This window comes from Altererythrobacter sp. C41 (genome assembly GCF_016803135.1).
In the GTDB taxonomy this organism is placed as follows: Bacteria; Pseudomonadota; Alphaproteobacteria; order Sphingomonadales; family Sphingomonadaceae; genus Pelagerythrobacter.
Genome location: NZ_JAEVFE010000001.1, coordinates 400,028 through 418,088, shown reverse-complemented (window position 1 = coordinate 418,088; position 18,061 = coordinate 400,028). Strand labels below are relative to the sequence as shown.

The following is an 18,061-nucleotide window of genomic DNA, read 5'->3' as shown; positions in this document are numbered from 1 at the left end:
TCGCGCAAAGCGTGCCGTTTGACAATCGACAGCTATCCGCGATGGTCCCGGCATGAGCGAAGATGGAAAGCGCCTGCTGATCGCCTGGCACAGCCGCACCGGGGCGAGCCGGGCGATGGCCCGCGCCGGTGCCGAAGGGGCGGGGGAAGCGGCGCGGCTCCTGCGTGCGGGTGAGGTTATGCCGGAGGACATCCTTGCTGCCTCCGCCTATCTTTTCGTGTGCCCCGAGAACCTCGCGAGCATGAGCGGAGAGATGAAGGAGATGTTCGATCGCTGCTACTATCCCGTCCTCGGCCGGATCGAGGGGCGGCCTTACGCGACGCTGATCGCGGCAGGTTCGGACGGGGAAGGCGCACAGCGCCAGATCGACCGCATCGCTACCGGATGGCGACTGCGCCGGGTGGCCGATCCGGTGATCCTCTGCTTCGATGCGCAGACGCCGGAGGCGATCATGGCTGAGAAGACCGTTTCGGCCGAACGCCTGTCGCGGTGCCGCGAGCTCGGCGCTGCCTTGGCCGAAGGGCTCGCTCTGGGGGTGTTCTAGCGGGCCACCGCAAATCTCTCGAAAACGGACGCATCTCTCGCCCCTCCCGACTCGACCTATGATGCCTTTCGCGTCAGGATTTCGGAGCATTACCGGGGGGGCGCACCGATCACGATCAGGTCCGACATTGCCGCGCACGAAGCGCCGCCGGGGCTGTTACTCATGTTCCGGTCGGGGGCCCGCCCCGACGCGGTCGCAGTCCGGCGGGCCATCGAGGCCGCCGGAAGAGTTGCGATCAGCCATAGCGGGGCGGAGCCCGGCGGGCCGGCGGGCAGTCAGTGGCTTGAACTGCTGATCGACGGGATGACCTTCGACCTTAGCGGGCTTGCGCCCGGCGCCGGTTACGCGGCGACGGATCTGCGCAACCGCTACGAGGTTCCACCCGACTTCGGCGAGACGCTGGGGGAGGGGCTTTGCCTCCTCCCTGGGCCCCACCTCGCGGGAGGGCGCGCGACGGTTCCCGTGGTGCGCGCGCAGGCGGCGCTCGGGGCGGAGCTCGTGCGCCGGTTGCCGGAGGCACTGGCGGTTGCCTGGACGCCCGCGCGAGCGCTGGTCGGGCGCGACTTCTATCTGTCGATGGTGGAAGCCTGGTTGGCGGGCGGGCCATTTCCGGCGCTCGGCCTCTGTGCGTTCCGGCAAATGCTAGGCGGCGCCATCCAGTCGGAGGGGCTGGCGTTCTTCATCGGGCAGGAGCTCCATTTCGATAACGCAGAGTTTCCCGACTCGGCGGCAGCGGTACGGCTCGGCTTGAGACTGGTGAACGAACTTGTCGGGGGCGGCAGGGTCGCGGATACCCTGTCGCTCACCGGGCCGGACGGTGCGCGCGTGACGCTCCGACCTTCGGGGAACGGGCGGTTCCTCAGGGTCGAGCGTGGCTGATCGCGGGCTGACCGGTTTCGGCGCTATCCGCCGCAGCATTCCGTTCGCAGCGGTCAACCATCGGGATCGTCCGGGGCACGATCCGGGCCTCCAGCGGCATCACTTGCTGCCGCGTCAGTTACGCACGATGCGGTGCTTCGAGCGGATGTTTGCGGAACTCGGGGTCGCACGGATGGGGCTCGAGGATTTCCGGCGCAACGGCATGCTGCTTCCGGCCCGCGAGCGCGCGGCGCTGCGCACGGGCCTGCCGCTTCACCGGGGGCCGCATCGGACCTACAGCGAGCTCGTGGCCGAGCGGGTCGGGCAGATCGAACGCGGGTGGGCGGCAGCGCGACCGCGCAATCCGGAAGGCGCCGTGGCGGAAGCGCTGATGCGGCTTGCGCTCCTCCAGCGCGGATTGCGGCGGCGATTGCTCGACACGCGCCGGAGGCTCGTCCTCAATCGCCGCGATCCGATCGGACACGGGTTCGACTTTACCGAGATGGATGCGCTGGCCGACGCTCTCTGGCCGGCGACTCAGCCGATGATCTTGGCAGCCAGTTCTTCGCGCGCCGCCTGATACTCGCGCTCGAGCCGCTCGACGCGGTCCGCCACGCTTTCGACGGCATCGACCATGCCAACGCCCTGGCCCGAGCCCCAGATGTCCTTCCACGCCTTGGCCTTGGTGTTGCCGCCGGAACCGAAGTTCATCTTGCTCGGATCGCTCACCGGCAGGTTCTCGGGATCGAGCCCCGCGGCGACGATCGAGCCGCGCAGATAGTTGCCGTGAACGCCGGTGAAGAGGTTGGTGTAGACGATGTCCGCCGCGCGGCTCTCGACGATGCCCTGCTTGTAGTGCTCGTCGGCGTTCGCTTCCTTCGTCGCGATCCAGGGTGAGCCGATATAGGCGAAGTCGGCGCCCATCGCCTGCGCGGCGAGCACCGAGCGGCCGTGCGCGATAGAGCCGGAAAGGGCGACCAGCCCGTCGAACCACTGGCGGATTTCCTGCATCAGCGCGAACGGCGACTGCACGCCCGCGTGCCCGCCGGCGCCGGCCGCAACCGGGATCAGGCCGTCGGCGCCCTTCTCAATCGCTTTCCGCGCAAAGCGGTCGTTGATCACATCGTGCAGTGTGATCCCGCCCCAGCCGCGCACCGCGGCGAAGATCTCCTCCCGCGCGCCGAGCGAGGTGATGACCAGCGGCACCTGCCACTTGGCGCAGACCTGCATGTCCTCCTCGAGCCGGTCGTTCGACTTGTGGACGATCTGATTTACGGCGAAGGGCGCCGCCGGCCGATCGGGATTGTCGCGGTTGTGCGCCGCCAGTTCCTCGGTGATCCGGTGCAGCCATTCGTCGAGCACGCCCGAAGGCCGGGCATTGAGCGCGGGGAAGGAGCCGACGATCCCTGCCTTGCACTGCGCGATCACCAGTTCGGGGCCGGATACGATGAACAGCGGCGATCCGATCACGGGCAGGCGCAGGCGGTCCAAAGGGGCGGGAAGGGGCATCCAGGTCTCCGTTGTCGATTGCAACTTATTGTGCGGGCTATCGGGGCGGCGCGGCCTTGTCGAGATTGCCGTTACGGAAGGGTCACCCTGAGGACGTGCTCGATACCGTAGATGCGCGCCGCAGTGCCGGCGAAGAGGTCGCGCTTCTCGTCCTCGCTCGCCCCGGCGGTGAGCCGCTTGAAGGCGTTCCACAGCACAGGGTAGCTGGCGCCCCAGCGGTCCACCGGATAGTTGCTCTCGAACATCGCCCGGGCGGCGCCGAACGCTTCGATGCAAGTGTCGATGTACGGCTTCCAGAGCGCGGCGAGCTCCTCGGAGCCGCGGCCCTTGGCGGGGCCGTCCTCGGGCATGCCGCAGAAGGCCATCGCGAGGCCGCCGAGCTTGACGGTGACGTTCGGGCATTCCGCGATCGCCCACATGCTTGCGCGCCAACGCTCGAAATGCTCCCCGAGCGTGCCGCGATAGCAGGCGATGTTGAGCGGCGTGCCGCAATGGTCGAGCACGATCGACTGATCGGGAAAGGCGCGGGCGAGATGAAGCACGTCGCCAAGCTGCGGCTCGAGCACCCAGGCGTCGAAGGTCAGCCCCCGCGTGCCGAGCTCGGCGAACCCTTCGCGAAAGGCTGCGTCGCGATAGAGGCCTTCGGGCGCGTGGAAGGGCGGGCCGAGCACGTCCGCATCGGCGTCCCACGCGCCCTGATGACGGATGCCGACGAAGCGGGGCGACGCGGCCTGCAGGGCGTCGAGCACTTCGCCCGCCGCCGCACCCAGCCTGAGGTCCGCATGGCCGACGATCGCCGCACAGGGGCGGTAGGTGCCATAAAGACCGCTTGCCCCCTGCGCGGCGACGCCATTGACGAACTCGACTTCGCCGACCGGCTTGAGCGCGTCGCTGCGGCTCACGTCGTAGAATGCGCCGCATTCCATGAACACGGTGGCGACGACGTTATGGCCGCTCTGCGTATCCGCCTGGAGTTGGTCGAACGTGTAGTGGGCCGCGCCCGCGATCGCTTCCAGGAATGCGTGCCGCGGTTCGGGGAATGCGGGCAGGAGGGGGCGCAGGTCCCACAGGTGGTGATGCGGGTCGATAATCGGCAGATCGGGTTCGATGATCTCTTCGGTCATGGCGGCTCCTCCCGGGCCGCCACGCTAACCGCACCGCCGATCGTGGCAAGCTAGATCGCAGCAGCCGAGTTCGCCGCACTCAGCACGGCGCGCACGCTGGCGGTGGCCACGTCCTCGTCGATCCCGCAACCCCAGATACGCTCACCGGAGGGAAGGGCACATTCGAGATATGCCGCCGCCCGGGCATCGGAGCCCGTGGAGAGTGCGTGCTCCGTGTAGTCGCACACCTCCAGTTCGACCCCGAACGCGTCCTTCAGCGTGGCCACGACCGAGGAGATCAGGCCGTTGCCGCGCCCGGACACGCTCTGCGCCTTGCCGTCGACTTCGACCATCCCGGCGAACACGCGTGTGCCGTCCGCCGCGCGGCTTTCCTCGTAATCGACGAGCTGGAAGCGCTTCGGCCGGACCTGGACGTGATAAGTGCGCTTGAACACGTCCCAGATATCGGCCGCGTTGAGCTCGCGCCCGAGCTCGTCGGCCATGCGCTGGACGTGCTTCGAGAAATCGGCCTGCATCTTCTTGGGCAGCTTGAGGCCCTGATCCTGTTCGAGAACCCAGGCGAAGCCGCCTTTGCCGCTCTGCGAGTTGACGCGGATCACCGCCTCGTAGTTGCGGCCGAGGTCGGCCGGGTCGATCGGCAGGTAGGGGACGCGCCAGAACTCGTCGTTCTGCTTGCCGTGCGCTTCGAAACCCTTCTTGATCGCATCCTGATGACTGCCGGAGAAAGCCGTGAACACCAGCTCGCCGCCATAGGGATGGCGCTGGTGGACCGGAATCTGGTTGCAGTATTCGACCGTCTCGATGATCCGGTCGATGTCCGAAAAATCGATCCCGGGGTCGATGCCCTGCGTGTACATGTTGAGCGCCACGGTCACGAGACAGCAGTTGCCGGTGCGTTCGCCGTTTCCGAACAGGCACCCTTCCACGCGGTCCGCGCCGGCCATGAGGCCGAGCTCCGCCGCTGCGACGCCGGTACCGCGGTCGTTGTGGGTGTGGAGGCTGATCACCGCGCTCTCGCGGTTCGGCAGATTGCGGCAGAAGTATTCGATCTGGTCGGCATAGACGTTGGGAGTCGCCGCTTCGACCGTAGCGGGCAGATTGAGGATGATCGGCCGCTCGGGCGTGGGGGCGAATACCTCCATCACCGCCTCGCAGACCTCGATCGAGAAATCGAGCTCGGCGGTGGAGAAGGTTTCCGGCGAATACTGGAAATGCCACTCGGTATCGGGACGTTTCGCCGCCTCGTCGCGCATGACCTTCGCCCCCGCCACCGCAATCTCGCGCACTTCATCGCGGCTCATCCGGAAGACGATGTCGCGCCATGCCGGGCTGACGGCGTTGTAGAGGTGCACAATCGCCGCGCGCGCGCCGTCGAGGCTGGCGAAGCTGGTGCGGATCAGATCCTCGCGGCTCTGCGTCAGGACTTGCACCACGACATCGTCGGGAATGCGCCCGGAACGGACGAGGCCCTGGATGAAGTCGAACTCGGTCGCGCCCGCGCTGGGGAAGCCGACCTCGATCTCCTTCACCCCGATCTGGACCAGAAGATCGAAGAAGCGGTTCTTCTTCGCCGAGTCCATCGGGTCGACGATGGCCTGGTTGCCGTCGCGCAGGTCGGTCGAGAGCCAGCGGGGTGCGGTCTCGATCACGCGTGCGGGCCATTGCCGGTCGGCCAGCGGCACCTGGGGGAAGGATCGGTACTTGCGCGAAGGTTCGCGGAGCATGGTCATTGTAGGAAATCTCGCAACGGAAGGTTCTGCTGTCTGGTGGCCTGGACCCCTTGGGCGCATCGCGCGCCCGCAAGGCACGCGTCAGATCACGCCCAAGGGCGAGTAAGTCGAAGCAGAATAAGTCCGTTGCGCGTCATGGCGATCCCAATGACCTAAAGTTTCCGTGATGGCAAGCGATGCAACCGCGATTATTCCGCGGCCCGCTTCTCGAAGGCGGCCGTGAATTCCAGCTTCACATCGTCCGACACCACCGGAATGCCGAAGGCGATGCCGAAATCGGAACGCTTGATAGTGCCGTGCCCCTCGAACCCGACGGTCTCGGCCTTGGTCATCGGGTTGGGCCCGGTGCCGGTGAAACGCGCGTAGAGCTGAACTTCCTTCGTCACACCGTTGAGCGTCAGGTCGCCGACGATGTCCGCGGTCATCCCGCCGGGGCTGATCTGGACCGATTTCGAGACGAATCGAGCCGGGGTCGGCTCGGGCCCGAAGAAGTCGGGCGCACCGCCATCCTTGCCGGGGCGCAGCAGATGATCGCGCAGCCCTTCGCTGGCCAGGGTGACGCTGGCGATGGGGATCGTGATATCGACCGACGACTGCGCCGGATTGGCGGGATCGAGCTGCAACGTCCCTTCGACATCCCCGAAGATGCCGAAATAGTCGTTGAAGCCGAAGTGGTTGACCCGCCACTGGACCAGGCTGTGCGCAGGGTCGGCGACATAAGCGCCGCCGGTGACCTTGCTTGGATCGACGACGCCCGGCACCTCGATCGGCGCGTCCTGGGCGCCGAGGGTGGTCAGGGCCGAGAGGCCGAGCGTTGCCGCGCCGATCGCGGCGATCCAGGTCGTCTTCGTCATCTCGCGTCTCCGAATGCTGTCGGCGCGAAAATGCCCTCAGTTCTTCTCCTTGTCGACCAGCTTGTTCTTGCCGATCCAGGGCATCATCGCCCTCAGGCGCGCGCCGGTCTGCTCGATCGGGTGCGCCTCCGCCGCCTTGCGGGCAGCCTTGAGTTCGGGCTGGCCGGCGCGATTGTCGAGGACGAAGTTCTTCACGAAGCGGCCCGACTGGATGTCGGCCAGCACGCGCTTCATCTCCGCCTTGGTCTCGTCCGTGATGATCCGCGGGCCGGTGGAGATGTCGCCGTATTCGGCCGTGTTGCTGATCGAATAGCGCATGTTGGCGATACCGCCTTCATAGAGCAGATCGACGATCAGCTTGGTTTCGTGGAGGCACTCGAAGTAGGCCATTTCGGGGGCGTAACCGGCCTCGACCAGCGTCTCGAACCCGGCCTGAATCAGGTGGGTGATGCCGCCGCAGAGCACGGCCTGCTCACCGAACAGATCGGTTTCGCATTCTTCCTTGAAGTTGGTTTCGATGATCCCGCTGCGGCCGCCGCCGACGCCGCTGGCATAGGCGAGGGCGATATCATGCGCATTGCCGGTCGAATCCTGGTGGACGGCGATCAGGCAGGGCACGCCGCCGCCGCGCTGGTACTCGCTGCGTACTGTGTGGCCGGGCCCCTTGGGCGCGATCATGATGACATCGATGTCCTTCGGCGCCTCGATCAGGCCGAAGTGAATGTTGAGCCCATGGGCAAAGGCGATCGCGCTGCCCGGCTTCATGTTGCCGGCGAGGTCGTTCTCCCAGATCGCAGCCTGATGCTCATCGGGCGCGAGGATCATCAGCACGTCGGCCCATTTCGCCGCTTCGCTGTTCGACATGACCGTGAAGCCGGCGGCTTCCGCCTTCTTGGCGGTGGCCGAGCCCTCGCGGAGTGCGATCGCGACGTCCTTCACACCCGAATCGCGCAGGTTCTGCGCATGCGCGTGACCCTGGCTGCCGTAGCCGAGCACGGCGATCTTCTTGTTGGCGATCAGATTCAGGTCGGCATCGGCGTCGTAGTAGACTTTCATCTCTCGTCCTTCGTTGCAGAAATCGTCATGCTGAAGTCGTTTCAGCATCCATTTCGCCGCACGCGGGGCGCTAACGGATAGATGGGCCCTGAAACAAGTTCAGGGTGACGTGGATTTTCTTTGGTCCGGTCTAGGCTCCCTGTGCCCCGCGCATCATCCCGACGATGCCGGTGCGGCCGACTTCGACCAGACCGAGTTCGCGCATCAGGCCGACGAAGCTGTCGACTTTCTCCGGCGGGCCGGTGATCTCGAAGATGAAGCTGCCGGTCGTCGTGTCGACCGGGCGGGCGCGGAAGATGTCGGCAAGGCGCAGCGCCTCGACCCGCTTTTCCCCCGTGCCCGCGACCTTGACCAGCGCCAGTTCGCGCTCGACGTGCGGGCCTTCCTCGGTCAGGTCGACGACCTTGTGCACCGGTACCAGCCGGTCGAGCTGCGCATGAATCTGGTCGATCACCTCAGGTGGGCCACTGGTGACGATGGTGATCCGGCTGACCGCGTGATTCTCGGTGATGTCGGCCACGGTCAGGCTGTCGATGTTGTATCCGCGTGCGGTGAACAGCCCCGCGATCTTCGCGAGAATGCCAGCCTCGTTGTCGACGGTGATCGCCAGCACGTGGCGCTGCGATTCGGCTTCCTTGATCAGCATCACACCAGCGCCTTCGCTTCGTCGTCCATCGTGCCGCTGACGCGGTCGCCGTAGAGCAGCATGTCGGTGTGCGCCGCGCCGCTCGGGATCATAGGGAAGCAGTTCGCTCCCTTCGACACGCGGCAGTCGACCATCACCGGCCCGTCATGCTCGATCATCGCCTGGATTCCCGCGTCGAGGCCCGCGTCGTCTTCGATGCGGATGCCTTTCCAGCCATAGGCTTCGGCGAGCTTCACGAAGTCGGGCAGGCTGTCGGAGTAGGAATTCGAATAGCGGCTCTCGTACGTCAGTTCCTGCCACTGGCGGACCATGCCCATGTACTCGTTGTTGAGGATGAAGATCTTGACCGGCAGGCGGTACTGGCTCGCGGTGCCGAGTTCCTGGATGTTCATCTGGATCGAGGCTTCGCCCGCAATATCGATCACCAGCGCGTCCGGATTGCCGAGCTGCGCGCCGATCGCGGCGGGCAGGCCGTAGCCCATCGTGCCCAGGCCGCCGCTCGTGAGCCAGCGGTTGGGATCGGAGAAGCCGAAATACTGCGCCGCCCACATCTGGTGCTGGCCGACTTCCGTCGAGATGATCGGGCTGCGGTCGCGGGTGAGCGCGAAGAGTCGCTCGATCGCCTTCTGCGGCATGATCTCGGTCTTGCTGGGCGGATAGGCGAGGCATTCGCATGCCCGCCAGCCGGCGATGCGAGCCTTCCATTCGCCGAGATCGCGCGGTTTCCGCGTACCCCAGGCGGTAGTCAGTTGACGTAGCACATGCGTGCAGTCGCCCAGTATGGCGAGGTCGACGGGCACGGTCTTGTTGATCGAGCTCCGGTCAATGTCGATGTGTATCTTCTTGGAATCGGGAGAAAACGCATCGAGGCGCCCGGTTACGCGGTCGTCGAAACGGGCGCCGATGCAGACCATCACGTCGCAGCGGTTCATCGCCATGTTCGCTTCGTAGGTTCCGTGCATGCCGAGCATGCCGAGCCAGTCGGGATGATTGGAAGGAAAGGCGCCGAGGCCCATCAGCGTGCTGGTGACCGGCGCGCCCGTCAGGTCCTGCAGACGGCGCAGCAGTGCGCTCGCCTCGGGACCGGAGTTGATGACGCCGCCGCCGGTGTAGAAGATCGGGCGCTCGGCCGAGGCCAGCATCTCGATCGCCTGCGCGATCTCGTCCGCTTCGCCTTCCACCGGCGGCGAATAGCGCGACGAGGGCAGGGGCGCTGTGTCCTGATCGTCCCAGCTTGCGAGCGCGATCTGCACGTCCTTCGGAATGTCGATCACGACCGGGCCGGGCCGTCCGGTCGTCGCGATGCGGAACGCCTCCTCGATGGTCGCGCGGAGCTGCGTCGGGTCCTTCACCAGATAGTTGTGCTTGGTGCAGTGGCGCGTGATGCCGATGGTATCGGCTTCCTGGAACGCGTCCGTGCCGATCAGCGTGGTCGGCACCTGGCCGGTGATGACCACCATCGGGATCGAATCCATGAAGGCATCGGCAATGCCGGTGACCGCGTTGGTCGCGCCAGGGCCGGAAGTGACGAGCACCACGCCCGGCTTGCCGGTCGAGCGCGCGTAGCCTTCGGCCGCGTGCGCTGCGCCCGCCTCGTGGCGGACGAGGATGTGGCGGACGCGCGTATCGGCGAAGAGCTCATCGTAGATCGGTAGCACCGCGCCGCCGGGATAGCCGAAGACGAATTCGACACCCTCCCGCACCAGGCACTCGATCAGGATGGATGCGCCGCTGCGCTCCTCCGCCATTGTCCGACCCTTTCCTTCTCAACTTCGTCATACGCCGAAAAAAGATCGACCCGGCGCGGAGGGGGTGGTTCGCGCCGGGCCAAACTGTTCACTTCGATCCGCCTATGCGACAGAATATGATATGTCAAGAGCTATTGGTGAAACAATGATGCGAATTGCGCCTTGATATCATTCTGAAGTGACTCGGTGCGCATCCATTCTTGCGGAGGCTGGCGGCGGAACCAGGTGTATTGCCGTTTCGCATAGTTGCGCGTCGCCTGCTGCCCTGAAGCGATCGCCTCCTCGCGCGAAAGTTCGCCCGCGAGCCACGCTGCGATCTCGCGCACGCCGATCGCACGCATGACGGGCAGCATGGGGTCGAGATCCCTCGCCAGAAGCGCCTCGACCTCCTCCACTGCGCCCGATTCGATCATCGCCTCGAAGCGCCGGTCGCAGCGTTCGTAGAGCCTCGCACGATCGGGAAGCAGGATCAGCGGATGGAGTGTGACCGCACCGCCGATCCCGCCTTCGCGCAGCGCTTGCCAGTGGGCGAGCGTGTGGCCCGTCGAACGGACGACTTCGAGCGCGCGGGCGATACGGGTCGTATCCGCCGGAGCGAGCTGCGCGGCTCGTTCGGGGTCGAGCGCCGTGAGCTCGGCATGCGCTTCGCTCACCGGCATCGCCCGGACGGCTTCGCGCACCTCAGGCTCGATTGGCGGCACGGGAGCAATCCCGTCGATCAGGGTGCGCAGATAGAGCCCGGTCCCGCCCACCAGGATCGGCACGCCGCCGCGCGCGTGCAACTCCGCGATCTCGACTTTCGCGCGCAAGGCCCAGTCGGGGGCGGAACAGGCCTCGGTCCCATCCCACGCGCCGAACAGGCGGTGCGGCACTCCGGCCATCTCTTCCTCGGAGGGGCGGGCGCTGAGGACGCGCAAGTCGCGATAGACCTGCGCGCTGTCGGCGTTGATCACCGCGGCGGGCCGTCCGCTCTCCGTCAGCGCACGCCCGAGACGCACGGCGAGATCGCTCTTGCCGCTCGCGGTCGGCCCTGCGATGAGCGCCACCGGCGGCCGTTCGCGGCGGGATTTCGGAGAATTTGCGGTGCTCATCGCCCGGCTGATAGCAGACCCGGTACACCTTGAAACACGCCTCGACCGTGCAACCGTCGCGCTCGAGCGCGAGGGGATGCGCGTGGCCGTGGCGCAGATGCTGGACTTCTGCGGCGATGTGCTCGAAATCGGACTGCCCCAAGGCGACGCAGCGGCGCTTCGTGCGATTCTGGACGAGCATTTCAAGCCCGCCGACCTTCTCGTATCCGAGCGCGAGATCGCCGTGCCCGACTTGTTCGTATCGGACATGGATTCGACCATGATCGGGCAGGAGTGCATCGACGAGCTCGCCGATTTCGCCGGGTTCAAGGACCGCGTCGCAGCAATCACCGAGCGGGCGATGCAGGGCGAGCTCGACTTCGCCAGTGCGCTCTCCGAACGCGTCGGTTTGCTCGCGGGCCTGTCGGAAGAGACCATCGTCACCTGTCTGACCGAGCGGATTCGCCCGATGGACGGCGCGAGAACGCTCGTCGCGACGCTCAAGGCGAAAGGCTGCCGCACCGTGCTGGTGACCGGCGGCTTCCATCACTTCGCCGACCCCGTGGCCGAAGACATCGGTTTCGAGCAGGTCGTCGGCAATCGCCTCGCCGTCGCCGAGGGCAAGCTGACCGGCGCACTCGCGGGCGCGATCACGGATAGCTCGGTGAAGGAGCGTGTGCTGCGCGAAGAGGCAGCGAAGATCGGCCCCGATGCTACCAGCCTCGCGGCCGGGGATGGCGCGAACGATATCCCGATGCTGCGCGCCGCGACCTGGGGCATTGCCTTCCGCGCCAAGCCGAAAGCGCGGGCGGCGGCGGACGGGTGGATCGATCGGGGCGATCTGACGGCGGTGCTCGAACTACTTGGCGTGCCGCGCGAGGAGTGGGTGAGCGGGTAGGCGCGCGCGAGCCAACTCCTGTCGCGCGAAGCCCTTCCCGAGTCCCAGCGGAGGCTGGGACCTCGTGCTATCGGGCGAAGCGCAGCGGCCGAGGCCCCTGCCTTCGCAGGGGCTCGCAAAATGCTGCGACCAGAACTAGCTTTCAATTTGCAACTGAAATGCTACATTGACAGGCGTGTCAGTAAGGGGCGACGCGATGACCGAAGTTCAGACCCTGCCGAATGCCGATCCCGACGCCGCCTGTGCCAGCGACGGCACGCTGTTCCGCAATCCGGTTCGGCCTGAAGTCAGGCGCGACGTCGGCAAGGCACTTCATCACTTTCGTGAGCTGCTGAAGGACAAGGAAGATACCGAGCAGGTCTTCCACATCTATGAAGCCCTACCGTCGAAGACCTTTCTGCCGCGCGCCCGCGCGCTGACGTTGAGCAAGGAGGGCGAGGAACTGCGCGCGAACGAGCCGTTCCTGCCGCCGATCCTCGACAATCATGCGGCGCTGCGGCGGATGCCCGCGGGCAGCGTTGCCCATACCTACGTCGATTTCATGGAGCGCGAAGGGCTGACCGCTGCGGGTCTCGTCGCTGAATCGGACAAGATGGGGCGACCGAAGTACGGTGACCTGATCGAGTGGTACGGCTTTCGCCAGCGCGACACGCACGATCTGATGCACGTCCTCACCGGCTACGGCCGCGACGCGCTGGGCGAGCAATGCGTGCTGCTGTTCACCCATGGGCAGAGCCCGAGCCATGGGCACCTGCTGCTCGGCTATGCAGGTGCGCTCAACATCAAGAAGCAGGTCAAGAGCAAGGCGCCGGTCTATCGCGCGGTGCGCGAGGCGCATCGGATCGGCAAGGCCTGTCCGTCGATCGTCGAGATGTCAGTGCGCGACTTGCTGGCGATGGATCTGGCGGAGGCGCGGCGGCGGTTCGGGATCGCCGAGGCGAAGTGGTATAAGCGCTGCCACGAAGTCTGGCGCAGCGAGGGCGTCGATCCGTATGACCTGCTCGGTAAGGAGCTGACGGAAAAGCTCGCCGCGTAGCGGCCGAGCCCTCGCGCAGGCGGGGGCCTCAGGTCACCGGGTCGTTCGCTGCGGTTTCGCTTGACGGCCTAACCAACGTCGTCCGAGCGGCCTGAGGCCCCCGCCTGCGCGAGGGCTCACGCTTAACTCTCCTCGTCATCCCAGCTTGCGCCGGAATGATGAGGGTCAGTGGATTTCCCTCCGGCCCTGCGCCGTGATCCATGCGATCGGGATGCCGACCAGGATGCAGTGCGAGAACAGCGCGTTGCCCACGCTCCATGCGATCTCGCCGGCGCTGTCACCGGCGTACGCCGCTGGCGGCCATTGCTCGGGCCAGCGGAGCGGGCGGACGATCCAGTACATGATGACCCACAGCAGCAGGCCGTAGAGCAGCCCGGCCACGATCGGGTGGCGCAGGGTCGCGGGGAAGTTCGGCGCAATCGTGACGTAGGCAGCGACCATCGCGAGCATGATCGCGAAATGCGTCAGCAGCCCGAGCGGTGCGCCGGCTGCGCTTTCATACATTCCGTCGCCGAAGGGCCCGCTGGCGACGAACTGCAGGACCTGTGTGGGCGTGACGCCCGCCATTCCCGCGAAGACGAAGGCCGAGAGGATATCGAGCGCTCCCGCGACAAGCCATGCGATGACAATCGTGCGTGTCATTCAGGCCTCCCCTTCCAACGCGACCTCACCACCTCATCACCTCACCACGCGCGCCACCTCCCTTACCCGTTCGTGCTGAGCTTGTCGAAGCACCGCTCTTTCTTCGGGCGTGGCGCTGGAAGAAAAAGTGCGGCCCTTCGACAAGCTCAGGGCGAACGGGGGGAGAGGGCGGGAGTGGGGTCAGGGGAGCTGGGCCCGAACCGCCTTACCCCTCCATCCAGTCGCGGAAGAAGCTCTGATGCGCCTCGCGCAGATCGGTCAGCGAAATGTCCAGAAGCTTGTCGCCGCCGACGGTGCCGAGGCGACGGAAACCGATCATCGCCGTTTCGGCGTTCTCGGTGCCCTTGGCCAGCGCTTCGTTGAGCGCATCGGTATCGGACACGGTGACGACGTAGCGGCCCTGGTCCTCGCCGAACCACCACTGGGCGGCGGTGTAGGCGTCGTTGCCGCCGACCTCGGCGCCGATCCCGCCCGCGAGTGCCATCTCCGCCAGCGCGACCGCCAGGCCGCCGTCGGAAATGTCGTGTACCGCGTTGACCAGCCCGTCGGCGATGAGCTGGCGCACGATCTCGCCCGCGTTGCGCTCGATGGTCAGGTCGGTGGGCGGGGTGCGGCCTTCGTCACGGCCGTGGATCTCGCGCAGCCACAGCGACTTGCCGAGGTGCGAACGCGTCGGATCGGGCTTGGCCCAATATTCCGCCGCGACGAGATAGACGACGTCGCCCTCGTTCTTGAACGGCATCGTCATCATGCGGCCGTAGTCCTCGATCACGCCGACGCCGCCGATCGCGGGAGTCGGCAGGATCGCGGTGCCGCCGCCCGTCGCCTTGCTCTCGTTATAGAGGCTGACGTTGCCGCTCACGATCGGGAAGTCGAGCGCGCGGCAGGCATCGCCCATGCCTTCGAGGCAGCCGGTGAACTGCGCCATGATCTCGGGCCGCTGCGGATTGGCGAAGTTGAGGCAGTTGGTCACCGCCAGCGGCCGCGCGCCCACCGCGCAGAGGTTGCGGTAGGCCTCGGCGATCGCCTGCTTGCCGCCTTCGTAGGGATCTGCATAGCAGTAGCGCGGCGTGCAATCGGTGGTCATCGCCAGCGCCTTGCGCGTGCCGTGGACGCGGACCACGCCGGCGTCGCCGCCGGTCTGGAGCGTGTCGGCGCCGACCTGGCTGTCATACTGCTCGGCGATCCAGCGGCGCGAGGCGAGGTCGGGGCAGGCCATCAGCTTGAGCAGGTCCGCGCCTACGTCGGCGCTCTCGGGCACGTCGGCGAGCGGCTTGATCTGGGCCCAGGTCTTGTAGTCCTCGCGGCTCATCGCCGGGCGGTCGTAAAGTGGCGCATCGGCGGCGAGCGGGCCGAGCGGTATGTCGCACACGACCTCGCCATCGAATTCGAGCACCATGTGCTGCGTGTCGGTGACTTCGCCGATCACCGCGAAATCCAGCTCCCACTTGCGGAAGATTTCCTCGGCCATCGCCTCCTTGCCGGGCTTGAGGACCATGAGCATTCGCTCCTGGCTCTCGCTCAGCATCATCTCGTACGGCGTCATACCCTCTTCGCGGCACGGCACCTGGTTCATGTCGAGGCGGATGCCGGCCTTGCCGTTGGTCGCCATCTCGACGCTGGAGGAGGTAAGGCCGGCCGCGCCCATGTCCTGGATTGCGACGATCGCGTCGGTCGCCATCAGCTCGAGGCAGGCTTCGATCAGCAGCTTCTCGGTGAAGGGATCGCCGACCTGCACGGTGGGGCGCTTCTCTTCCGCGTCCTCGCCGAAGTCGGCGCTCGCCATGGTCGCGCCGTGGATGCCGTCTCGCCCCGTCTTGGAGCCGACGTAGACGATCGGATTGCCGACGCCCGTGGCGGCCGAGTAGAAGATCCGGTCCGCGTCGGCGACGCCCACAGTCATCGCGTTGACGAGGATGTTGCCGTCGTAGGCCGGATGGAAGTTCGTCTCCCCGCCGACGGTCGGCACGCCGACGCAGTTGCCGTAGCCGCCGATGCCCGCGACGACGCCCTGCACCAGGTGCTTCATCTTGGGATGGTCGGGCCGGCCGAAGCGCAGCGCGTTCATGTTCGCCACCGGCCGCGCGCCCATCGTGAACACGTCGCGCAGGATGCCGCCGACGCCGGTCGCCGCGCCCTGGTAGGGCTCGATATAGCTGGGATGGTTGTGGCTCTCCATCTTGAAGATCGCAGCCTGCCCGTCGCCGATGTCGATCACGCCCGCGTTCTCGCCCGGGCCGCAGATGACCCACGGCGCCTCGGTCGGCAGCTTCTTCAGGTGGATGCGCGAGCTCTTGTAGCTGCAATGCTCGGACCACATGACGGAGAAGATACCGAGCTCGACGAGGTTCGGCTCGCGGCCCAGCGCGTGCAGGACGCGCTCGTATTCCTTGGGGCTGAGGCCGTGCTGCTCGACGACTTCGGGGGTGATCGTGGACTCGGTGGTAGCCATGCGCGCGCCCTTAGCCTTGGTAGGCCTGCGCCGCCAGTCCCACGTCGTGTCCGAAGGCGCGACAAAATCCACATCGGGCGCTCCCTTCGTCAGCCTGTCGCCTTGACCAAGCGGGGGGCGCCCGCCAATGCTCGCGCGCATGACCGAGGCTGCGCCCGAAATCGCCGAAATGTCCTTCGAAGATGCGCTGCGCGCGCTGGAGGAGATCGTGAGGAAGCTGGAGGGCGGTGAAGTGCCGCTCGACGATTCGATCACGCTCTACGAACGCGGCGAACAGTTGCGGCGCCACTGCCAGGCGCGGCTCGATGCGGCGCAGGCGCGGATCGAGAAGATCGTGACCGGGCCCGACGGGCAGCCGCGCGGCACCGCACCGTTCGGCGCGGACGGCTGACGTGCAACTGGTCGGCGATCGGGCGAATATTCTCTCCGGAAACCTCGCGCGGGTCCAGCGCGAGGTCGATGCCGCGTTCGAAGAGTTCCTTCCCGTCCCCGACGATACCCGCGCACGCCTGGTCGAGGCGATGCGCTATGCGGCGATCGGCGGGGGCAAGCGGGTTCGCCCGCTGCTGGTGACCGCGACGGCGGGCATGTATGGTGTCGCCCGCCAGACGGCGGTGAAAGCCGGATGCGCGGTCGAGGCGATCCACGTCTATTCGCTGATCCACGACGACTTGCCGTGCATGGACGATGACGAACTGCGCCACGGCAAGCCAACGCTGCACAGAGCCTACGACGAGGCGACCGCCGTGCTTGCCGGCGATGCGCTCCACGCGCTCGCTTTCGAGATCCTGTCGATGCCCGAGACGGTAAGCGACCCGTTCGTTCGGGCCGAGTTGATCGCCACGCTCGCCGGTGCCAGCGGCATGGGCGGCATGGCGGGCGGCCAGATGATGGACATGGCCGCCGCCGAGAAGGACTACGACCTTCGCGCGATAACCCGGCTGCAGCAGCTCAAGACGGGCGCCCTGCTGACGGCTGCGGTGGAGATGGGTGCGATCCTCGGCCGTGTCCCGGTCGATTCCCGCGGCCACTTGCGCAACTACGCCCGCGACGTCGGCCTCGCCTTCCAGATCGCCGACGACCTGCTCGACCACGAGGGAGACGAGGCCAAGGCGGGCAAGGCGCTGCGCAAGGACGACGAGAAGGGCAAGCAGACCTTCGTGACGCTGATGGGTGCCGACAAGGCGCGCGATCAGGCGCATGCGTTGGTAGAGCAGGCGATCGGCCATCTCGCCCCCCACGGCGGCGAGGCCGATTTGCTGCGTGCGCTGGCGCGATTTATCGTGGAGAGAGACAGGTGAGTGCCAAGGACGATTCGGAGCGTATCGGCGTATATCCGGGCACGTTCGACCCGATCACGCTCGGGCATGCCGACATCATCCGGCGCGGGGCCAAACTGGTCGACCGGTTGATCATCGGGGTGACGACCAATCCGTCGAAAAACCCGATGTTCTCGCCCGAAGAGCGGATGGAGATGGTGCGGCGCGAAGTCGCTTCGCTCGGGCTCGGCAATGTCGACGTCGTGGGTTTCAACGCGCTGCTGATGAAGTTCGCGCGCAAGCAGGGGGCGAGCGTGATCGTGCGCGGGCTCCGCGCCGTGGCCGACTTCGAATACGAATATCAGATGGCCGGCATGAACCAGCAGCTCGACGACGAGATCGAGACCGTGTTCCTGATGGCCGACGTCTCGCTTCAGCCGATCGCGTCCAAGCTGGTCAAGGAAATCGCCCTGTTCGGCGGGGACATCTCCCCCTTTGTCAGCCCCGCGGTGTGCGACGAAGTCATCGCGCGGGTCGAGAAGGTCGGGCGTCGGGGGGATTACTGATCCTTCGTTCGAAATATCCCGCCGCGTATCATTCATTGAACCGACAGTCCCCCGGCGCTAGACGCTGCC

Annotated in this window: 18 protein-coding genes; 8 read left to right on the top strand and 10 right to left on the bottom strand. The window is 66.4% G+C overall.

What is annotated here, in order from left to right; translation table 11 throughout:
* The first annotated feature begins 52 nt into the window (after positions 1 to 52).
* From JNO53_RS01955 to JNO53_RS01945, 3 genes are all read left to right on the top strand, one after another.
* Entirely contained in the window at positions 53 to 544 is a 492-nt protein-coding gene (locus tag JNO53_RS01955; RefSeq protein WP_203107130.1) for a flavodoxin family protein, read from the top strand.
* A gap of 162 nt (positions 545 to 706) precedes the next feature.
* On the top strand, positions 707 to 1,423 hold the full coding sequence (locus tag JNO53_RS01950; protein WP_203107129.1) for a hypothetical protein: 717 nt from the start codon (positions 707 to 709) through the stop codon (positions 1,421 to 1,423).
* The gene (locus JNO53_RS01945; protein WP_338015273.1) at positions 1,416 to 1,982 is read left to right on the top strand and encodes an AHH domain-containing protein; all 567 of its coding nucleotides are present in this window, start codon (positions 1,416 to 1,418) and stop codon (positions 1,980 to 1,982) included. Before JNO53_RS01950 ends, JNO53_RS01945 begins: the two co-directional genes overlap by 8 nt.
* Here the strand turns inward: JNO53_RS01945 and JNO53_RS01940 are convergent.
* The 8 genes from JNO53_RS01940 to miaA all read right to left on the bottom strand — a co-directional run bounded on the left by JNO53_RS01940 (position 1,940) and on the right by miaA (position 11,160).
* Positions 1,940 to 2,911: an NAD(P)H-dependent flavin oxidoreductase gene (locus JNO53_RS01940; protein WP_203107128.1), complete on the bottom strand. Its 972-nt coding sequence runs from the start codon at positions 2,909 to 2,911 to the stop codon at positions 1,940 to 1,942. The two genes, JNO53_RS01945 and JNO53_RS01940, sit on opposite strands and share 43 nt — an antisense overlap.
* A gap of 71 nt (positions 2,912 to 2,982) precedes the next feature.
* A complete protein-coding gene (locus JNO53_RS01935) occupies positions 2,983 to 4,035 on the bottom strand; it encodes an amidohydrolase family protein (protein ID WP_203107127.1) in 1,053 nt (350 codons plus the stop codon).
* A gap of 50 nt (positions 4,036 to 4,085) precedes the next feature.
* Positions 4,086 to 5,765 carry a 2-isopropylmalate synthase gene (gene leuA, locus JNO53_RS01930; RefSeq protein WP_203107126.1) on the bottom strand — a complete coding sequence of 560 codons (1,680 nt, stop codon included), beginning with the start codon at positions 5,763 to 5,765 and terminating at the stop codon, positions 4,086 to 4,088.
* 188 nt (positions 5,766 to 5,953) lie between these two features.
* Positions 5,954 to 6,619, bottom strand: a complete 666-nt coding sequence (locus JNO53_RS01925; RefSeq protein WP_203107125.1) for a YceI family protein — start codon at positions 6,617 to 6,619, stop codon at positions 5,954 to 5,956.
* Positions 6,620 to 6,655: 36 nt separating this feature from the next.
* Complete coding sequence (gene ilvC / locus JNO53_RS01920; protein WP_203107826.1) at positions 6,656 to 7,675, bottom strand: ketol-acid reductoisomerase; 1,020 nt, start codon at positions 7,673 to 7,675, stop codon at positions 6,656 to 6,658.
* A 130-nt stretch (positions 7,676 to 7,805) separates the two neighbouring features.
* Positions 7,806 to 8,321 (bottom strand): acetolactate synthase small subunit, encoded by a 516-nt coding sequence (ilvN, locus tag JNO53_RS01915; protein WP_203107124.1) that lies wholly within the window; start codon positions 8,319 to 8,321, stop codon positions 7,806 to 7,808.
* Positions 8,321 to 10,069, bottom strand: a complete 1,749-nt coding sequence (gene ilvB, locus JNO53_RS01910) for a biosynthetic-type acetolactate synthase large subunit (protein ID WP_203107123.1) — start codon at positions 10,067 to 10,069, stop codon at positions 8,321 to 8,323. The genes ilvN and ilvB overlap by 1 nt, the downstream gene beginning before the upstream one ends.
* Before the next feature lie 131 nt (positions 10,070 to 10,200).
* A complete protein-coding gene (gene miaA / locus JNO53_RS01905) occupies positions 10,201 to 11,160 on the bottom strand; it encodes a tRNA (adenosine(37)-N6)-dimethylallyltransferase MiaA (protein WP_203107122.1) in 960 nt (319 codons plus the stop codon).
* Between miaA and serB the strand changes: the two genes are divergently transcribed.
* Both serB and JNO53_RS01895 read left to right on the top strand, forming a co-directional pair.
* Positions 11,105 to 12,037, top strand: coding sequence for a phosphoserine phosphatase SerB (serB, locus tag JNO53_RS01900; protein ID WP_203107121.1), 933 nt, complete (start codon positions 11,105 to 11,107; stop codon positions 12,035 to 12,037). The two genes, miaA and serB, sit on opposite strands and share 56 nt — an antisense overlap.
* Before the next feature lie 196 nt (positions 12,038 to 12,233).
* A complete protein-coding gene (locus JNO53_RS01895; RefSeq protein ID WP_203107120.1) occupies positions 12,234 to 13,073 on the top strand; it encodes a Coq4 family protein in 840 nt (279 codons plus the stop codon).
* 165 nt (positions 13,074 to 13,238) lie between these two features.
* Here JNO53_RS01895 and JNO53_RS01890 read toward each other — a convergent pair whose 3' ends face one another.
* Positions 13,239 to 13,715 (bottom strand): hypothetical protein, encoded by a 477-nt coding sequence (locus tag JNO53_RS01890; RefSeq protein ID WP_203107119.1) that lies wholly within the window; start codon positions 13,713 to 13,715, stop codon positions 13,239 to 13,241.
* A gap of 205 nt (positions 13,716 to 13,920) precedes the next feature.
* A complete protein-coding gene (gene purL / locus JNO53_RS01885) occupies positions 13,921 to 16,167 on the bottom strand; it encodes a phosphoribosylformylglycinamidine synthase subunit PurL (protein ID WP_203107118.1) in 2,247 nt (748 codons plus the stop codon).
* A gap of 139 nt (positions 16,168 to 16,306) precedes the next feature.
* Here purL and JNO53_RS01880 point away from each other — a divergent pair, with 139 nt between their 5' ends.
* Genes JNO53_RS01880 through coaD form a run of 3 tightly spaced genes read left to right on the top strand, consistent with a single transcriptional unit; the run spans position 16,307 to position 17,992 of the window.
* Positions 16,307 to 16,558 (top strand): exodeoxyribonuclease VII small subunit, encoded by a 252-nt coding sequence (locus JNO53_RS01880; protein ID WP_119512307.1) that lies wholly within the window; start codon positions 16,307 to 16,309, stop codon positions 16,556 to 16,558.
* Positions 16,559 to 16,565: 7 nt separating this feature from the next.
* Complete coding sequence (locus JNO53_RS01875) at positions 16,566 to 17,468, top strand: polyprenyl synthetase family protein (protein ID WP_238401594.1); 903 nt, start codon at positions 16,566 to 16,568, stop codon at positions 17,466 to 17,468.
* Entirely contained in the window at positions 17,465 to 17,992 is a 528-nt protein-coding gene (gene coaD / locus JNO53_RS01870) for a pantetheine-phosphate adenylyltransferase (RefSeq protein WP_203107116.1), read from the top strand. Before JNO53_RS01875 ends, coaD begins: the two co-directional genes overlap by 4 nt.
* Positions 17,993 to 18,061 lie beyond the last annotated feature (69 nt).

What these genes read in the sequence shown, in the direction of transcription:
- JNO53_RS01955 (WP_203107130.1), top strand. Translation starts at nt 53, where the DNA reads ATGAGCGAAGATGGAAAGCGCCTGCTGATCGCCTGGCACAGCCGCACC.
- JNO53_RS01950 (WP_203107129.1), top strand. Translation starts at nt 707, where the DNA reads ATGTTCCGGTCGGGGGCCCGCCCCGACGCGGTCGCAGTCCGGCGGGCC.
- JNO53_RS01940 (WP_203107128.1), bottom strand. Translation starts at nt 2,911, where the DNA reads ATGCCCCTTCCCGCCCCTTTGGACCGCCTGCGCCTGCCCGTGATCGGA.
- JNO53_RS01935 (WP_203107127.1), bottom strand. Translation starts at nt 4,035, where the DNA reads ATGACCGAAGAGATCATCGAACCCGATCTGCCGATTATCGACCCGCAT.
- leuA (WP_203107126.1), bottom strand. Translation starts at nt 5,765, where the DNA reads ATGACCATGCTCCGCGAACCTTCGCGCAAGTACCGATCCTTCCCCCAG.
- JNO53_RS01925 (WP_203107125.1), bottom strand. Translation starts at nt 6,619, where the DNA reads ATGACGAAGACGACCTGGATCGCCGCGATCGGCGCGGCAACGCTCGGC.
- ilvC (WP_203107826.1), bottom strand. Translation starts at nt 7,675, where the DNA reads ATGAAAGTCTACTACGACGCCGATGCCGACCTGAATCTGATCGCCAAC.
- ilvN (WP_203107124.1), bottom strand. Translation starts at nt 8,321, where the DNA reads ATGCTGATCAAGGAAGCCGAATCGCAGCGCCACGTGCTGGCGATCACC.
- ilvB (WP_203107123.1), bottom strand. Translation starts at nt 10,069, where the DNA reads ATGGCGGAGGAGCGCAGCGGCGCATCCATCCTGATCGAGTGCCTGGTG.
- serB (WP_203107121.1), top strand. Translation starts at nt 11,105, where the DNA reads ATGAGCGCCACCGGCGGCCGTTCGCGGCGGGATTTCGGAGAATTTGCG.
- miaA (WP_203107122.1), bottom strand. Translation starts at nt 11,160, where the DNA reads ATGAGCACCGCAAATTCTCCGAAATCCCGCCGCGAACGGCCGCCGGTG.
- JNO53_RS01895 (WP_203107120.1), top strand. Translation starts at nt 12,234, where the DNA reads ATGACCGAAGTTCAGACCCTGCCGAATGCCGATCCCGACGCCGCCTGT.
- JNO53_RS01890 (WP_203107119.1), bottom strand. Translation starts at nt 13,715, where the DNA reads ATGACACGCACGATTGTCATCGCATGGCTTGTCGCGGGAGCGCTCGAT.
- purL (WP_203107118.1), bottom strand. Translation starts at nt 16,167, where the DNA reads ATGGCTACCACCGAGTCCACGATCACCCCCGAAGTCGTCGAGCAGCAC.
- JNO53_RS01880 (WP_119512307.1), top strand. Translation starts at nt 16,307, where the DNA reads ATGACCGAGGCTGCGCCCGAAATCGCCGAAATGTCCTTCGAAGATGCG.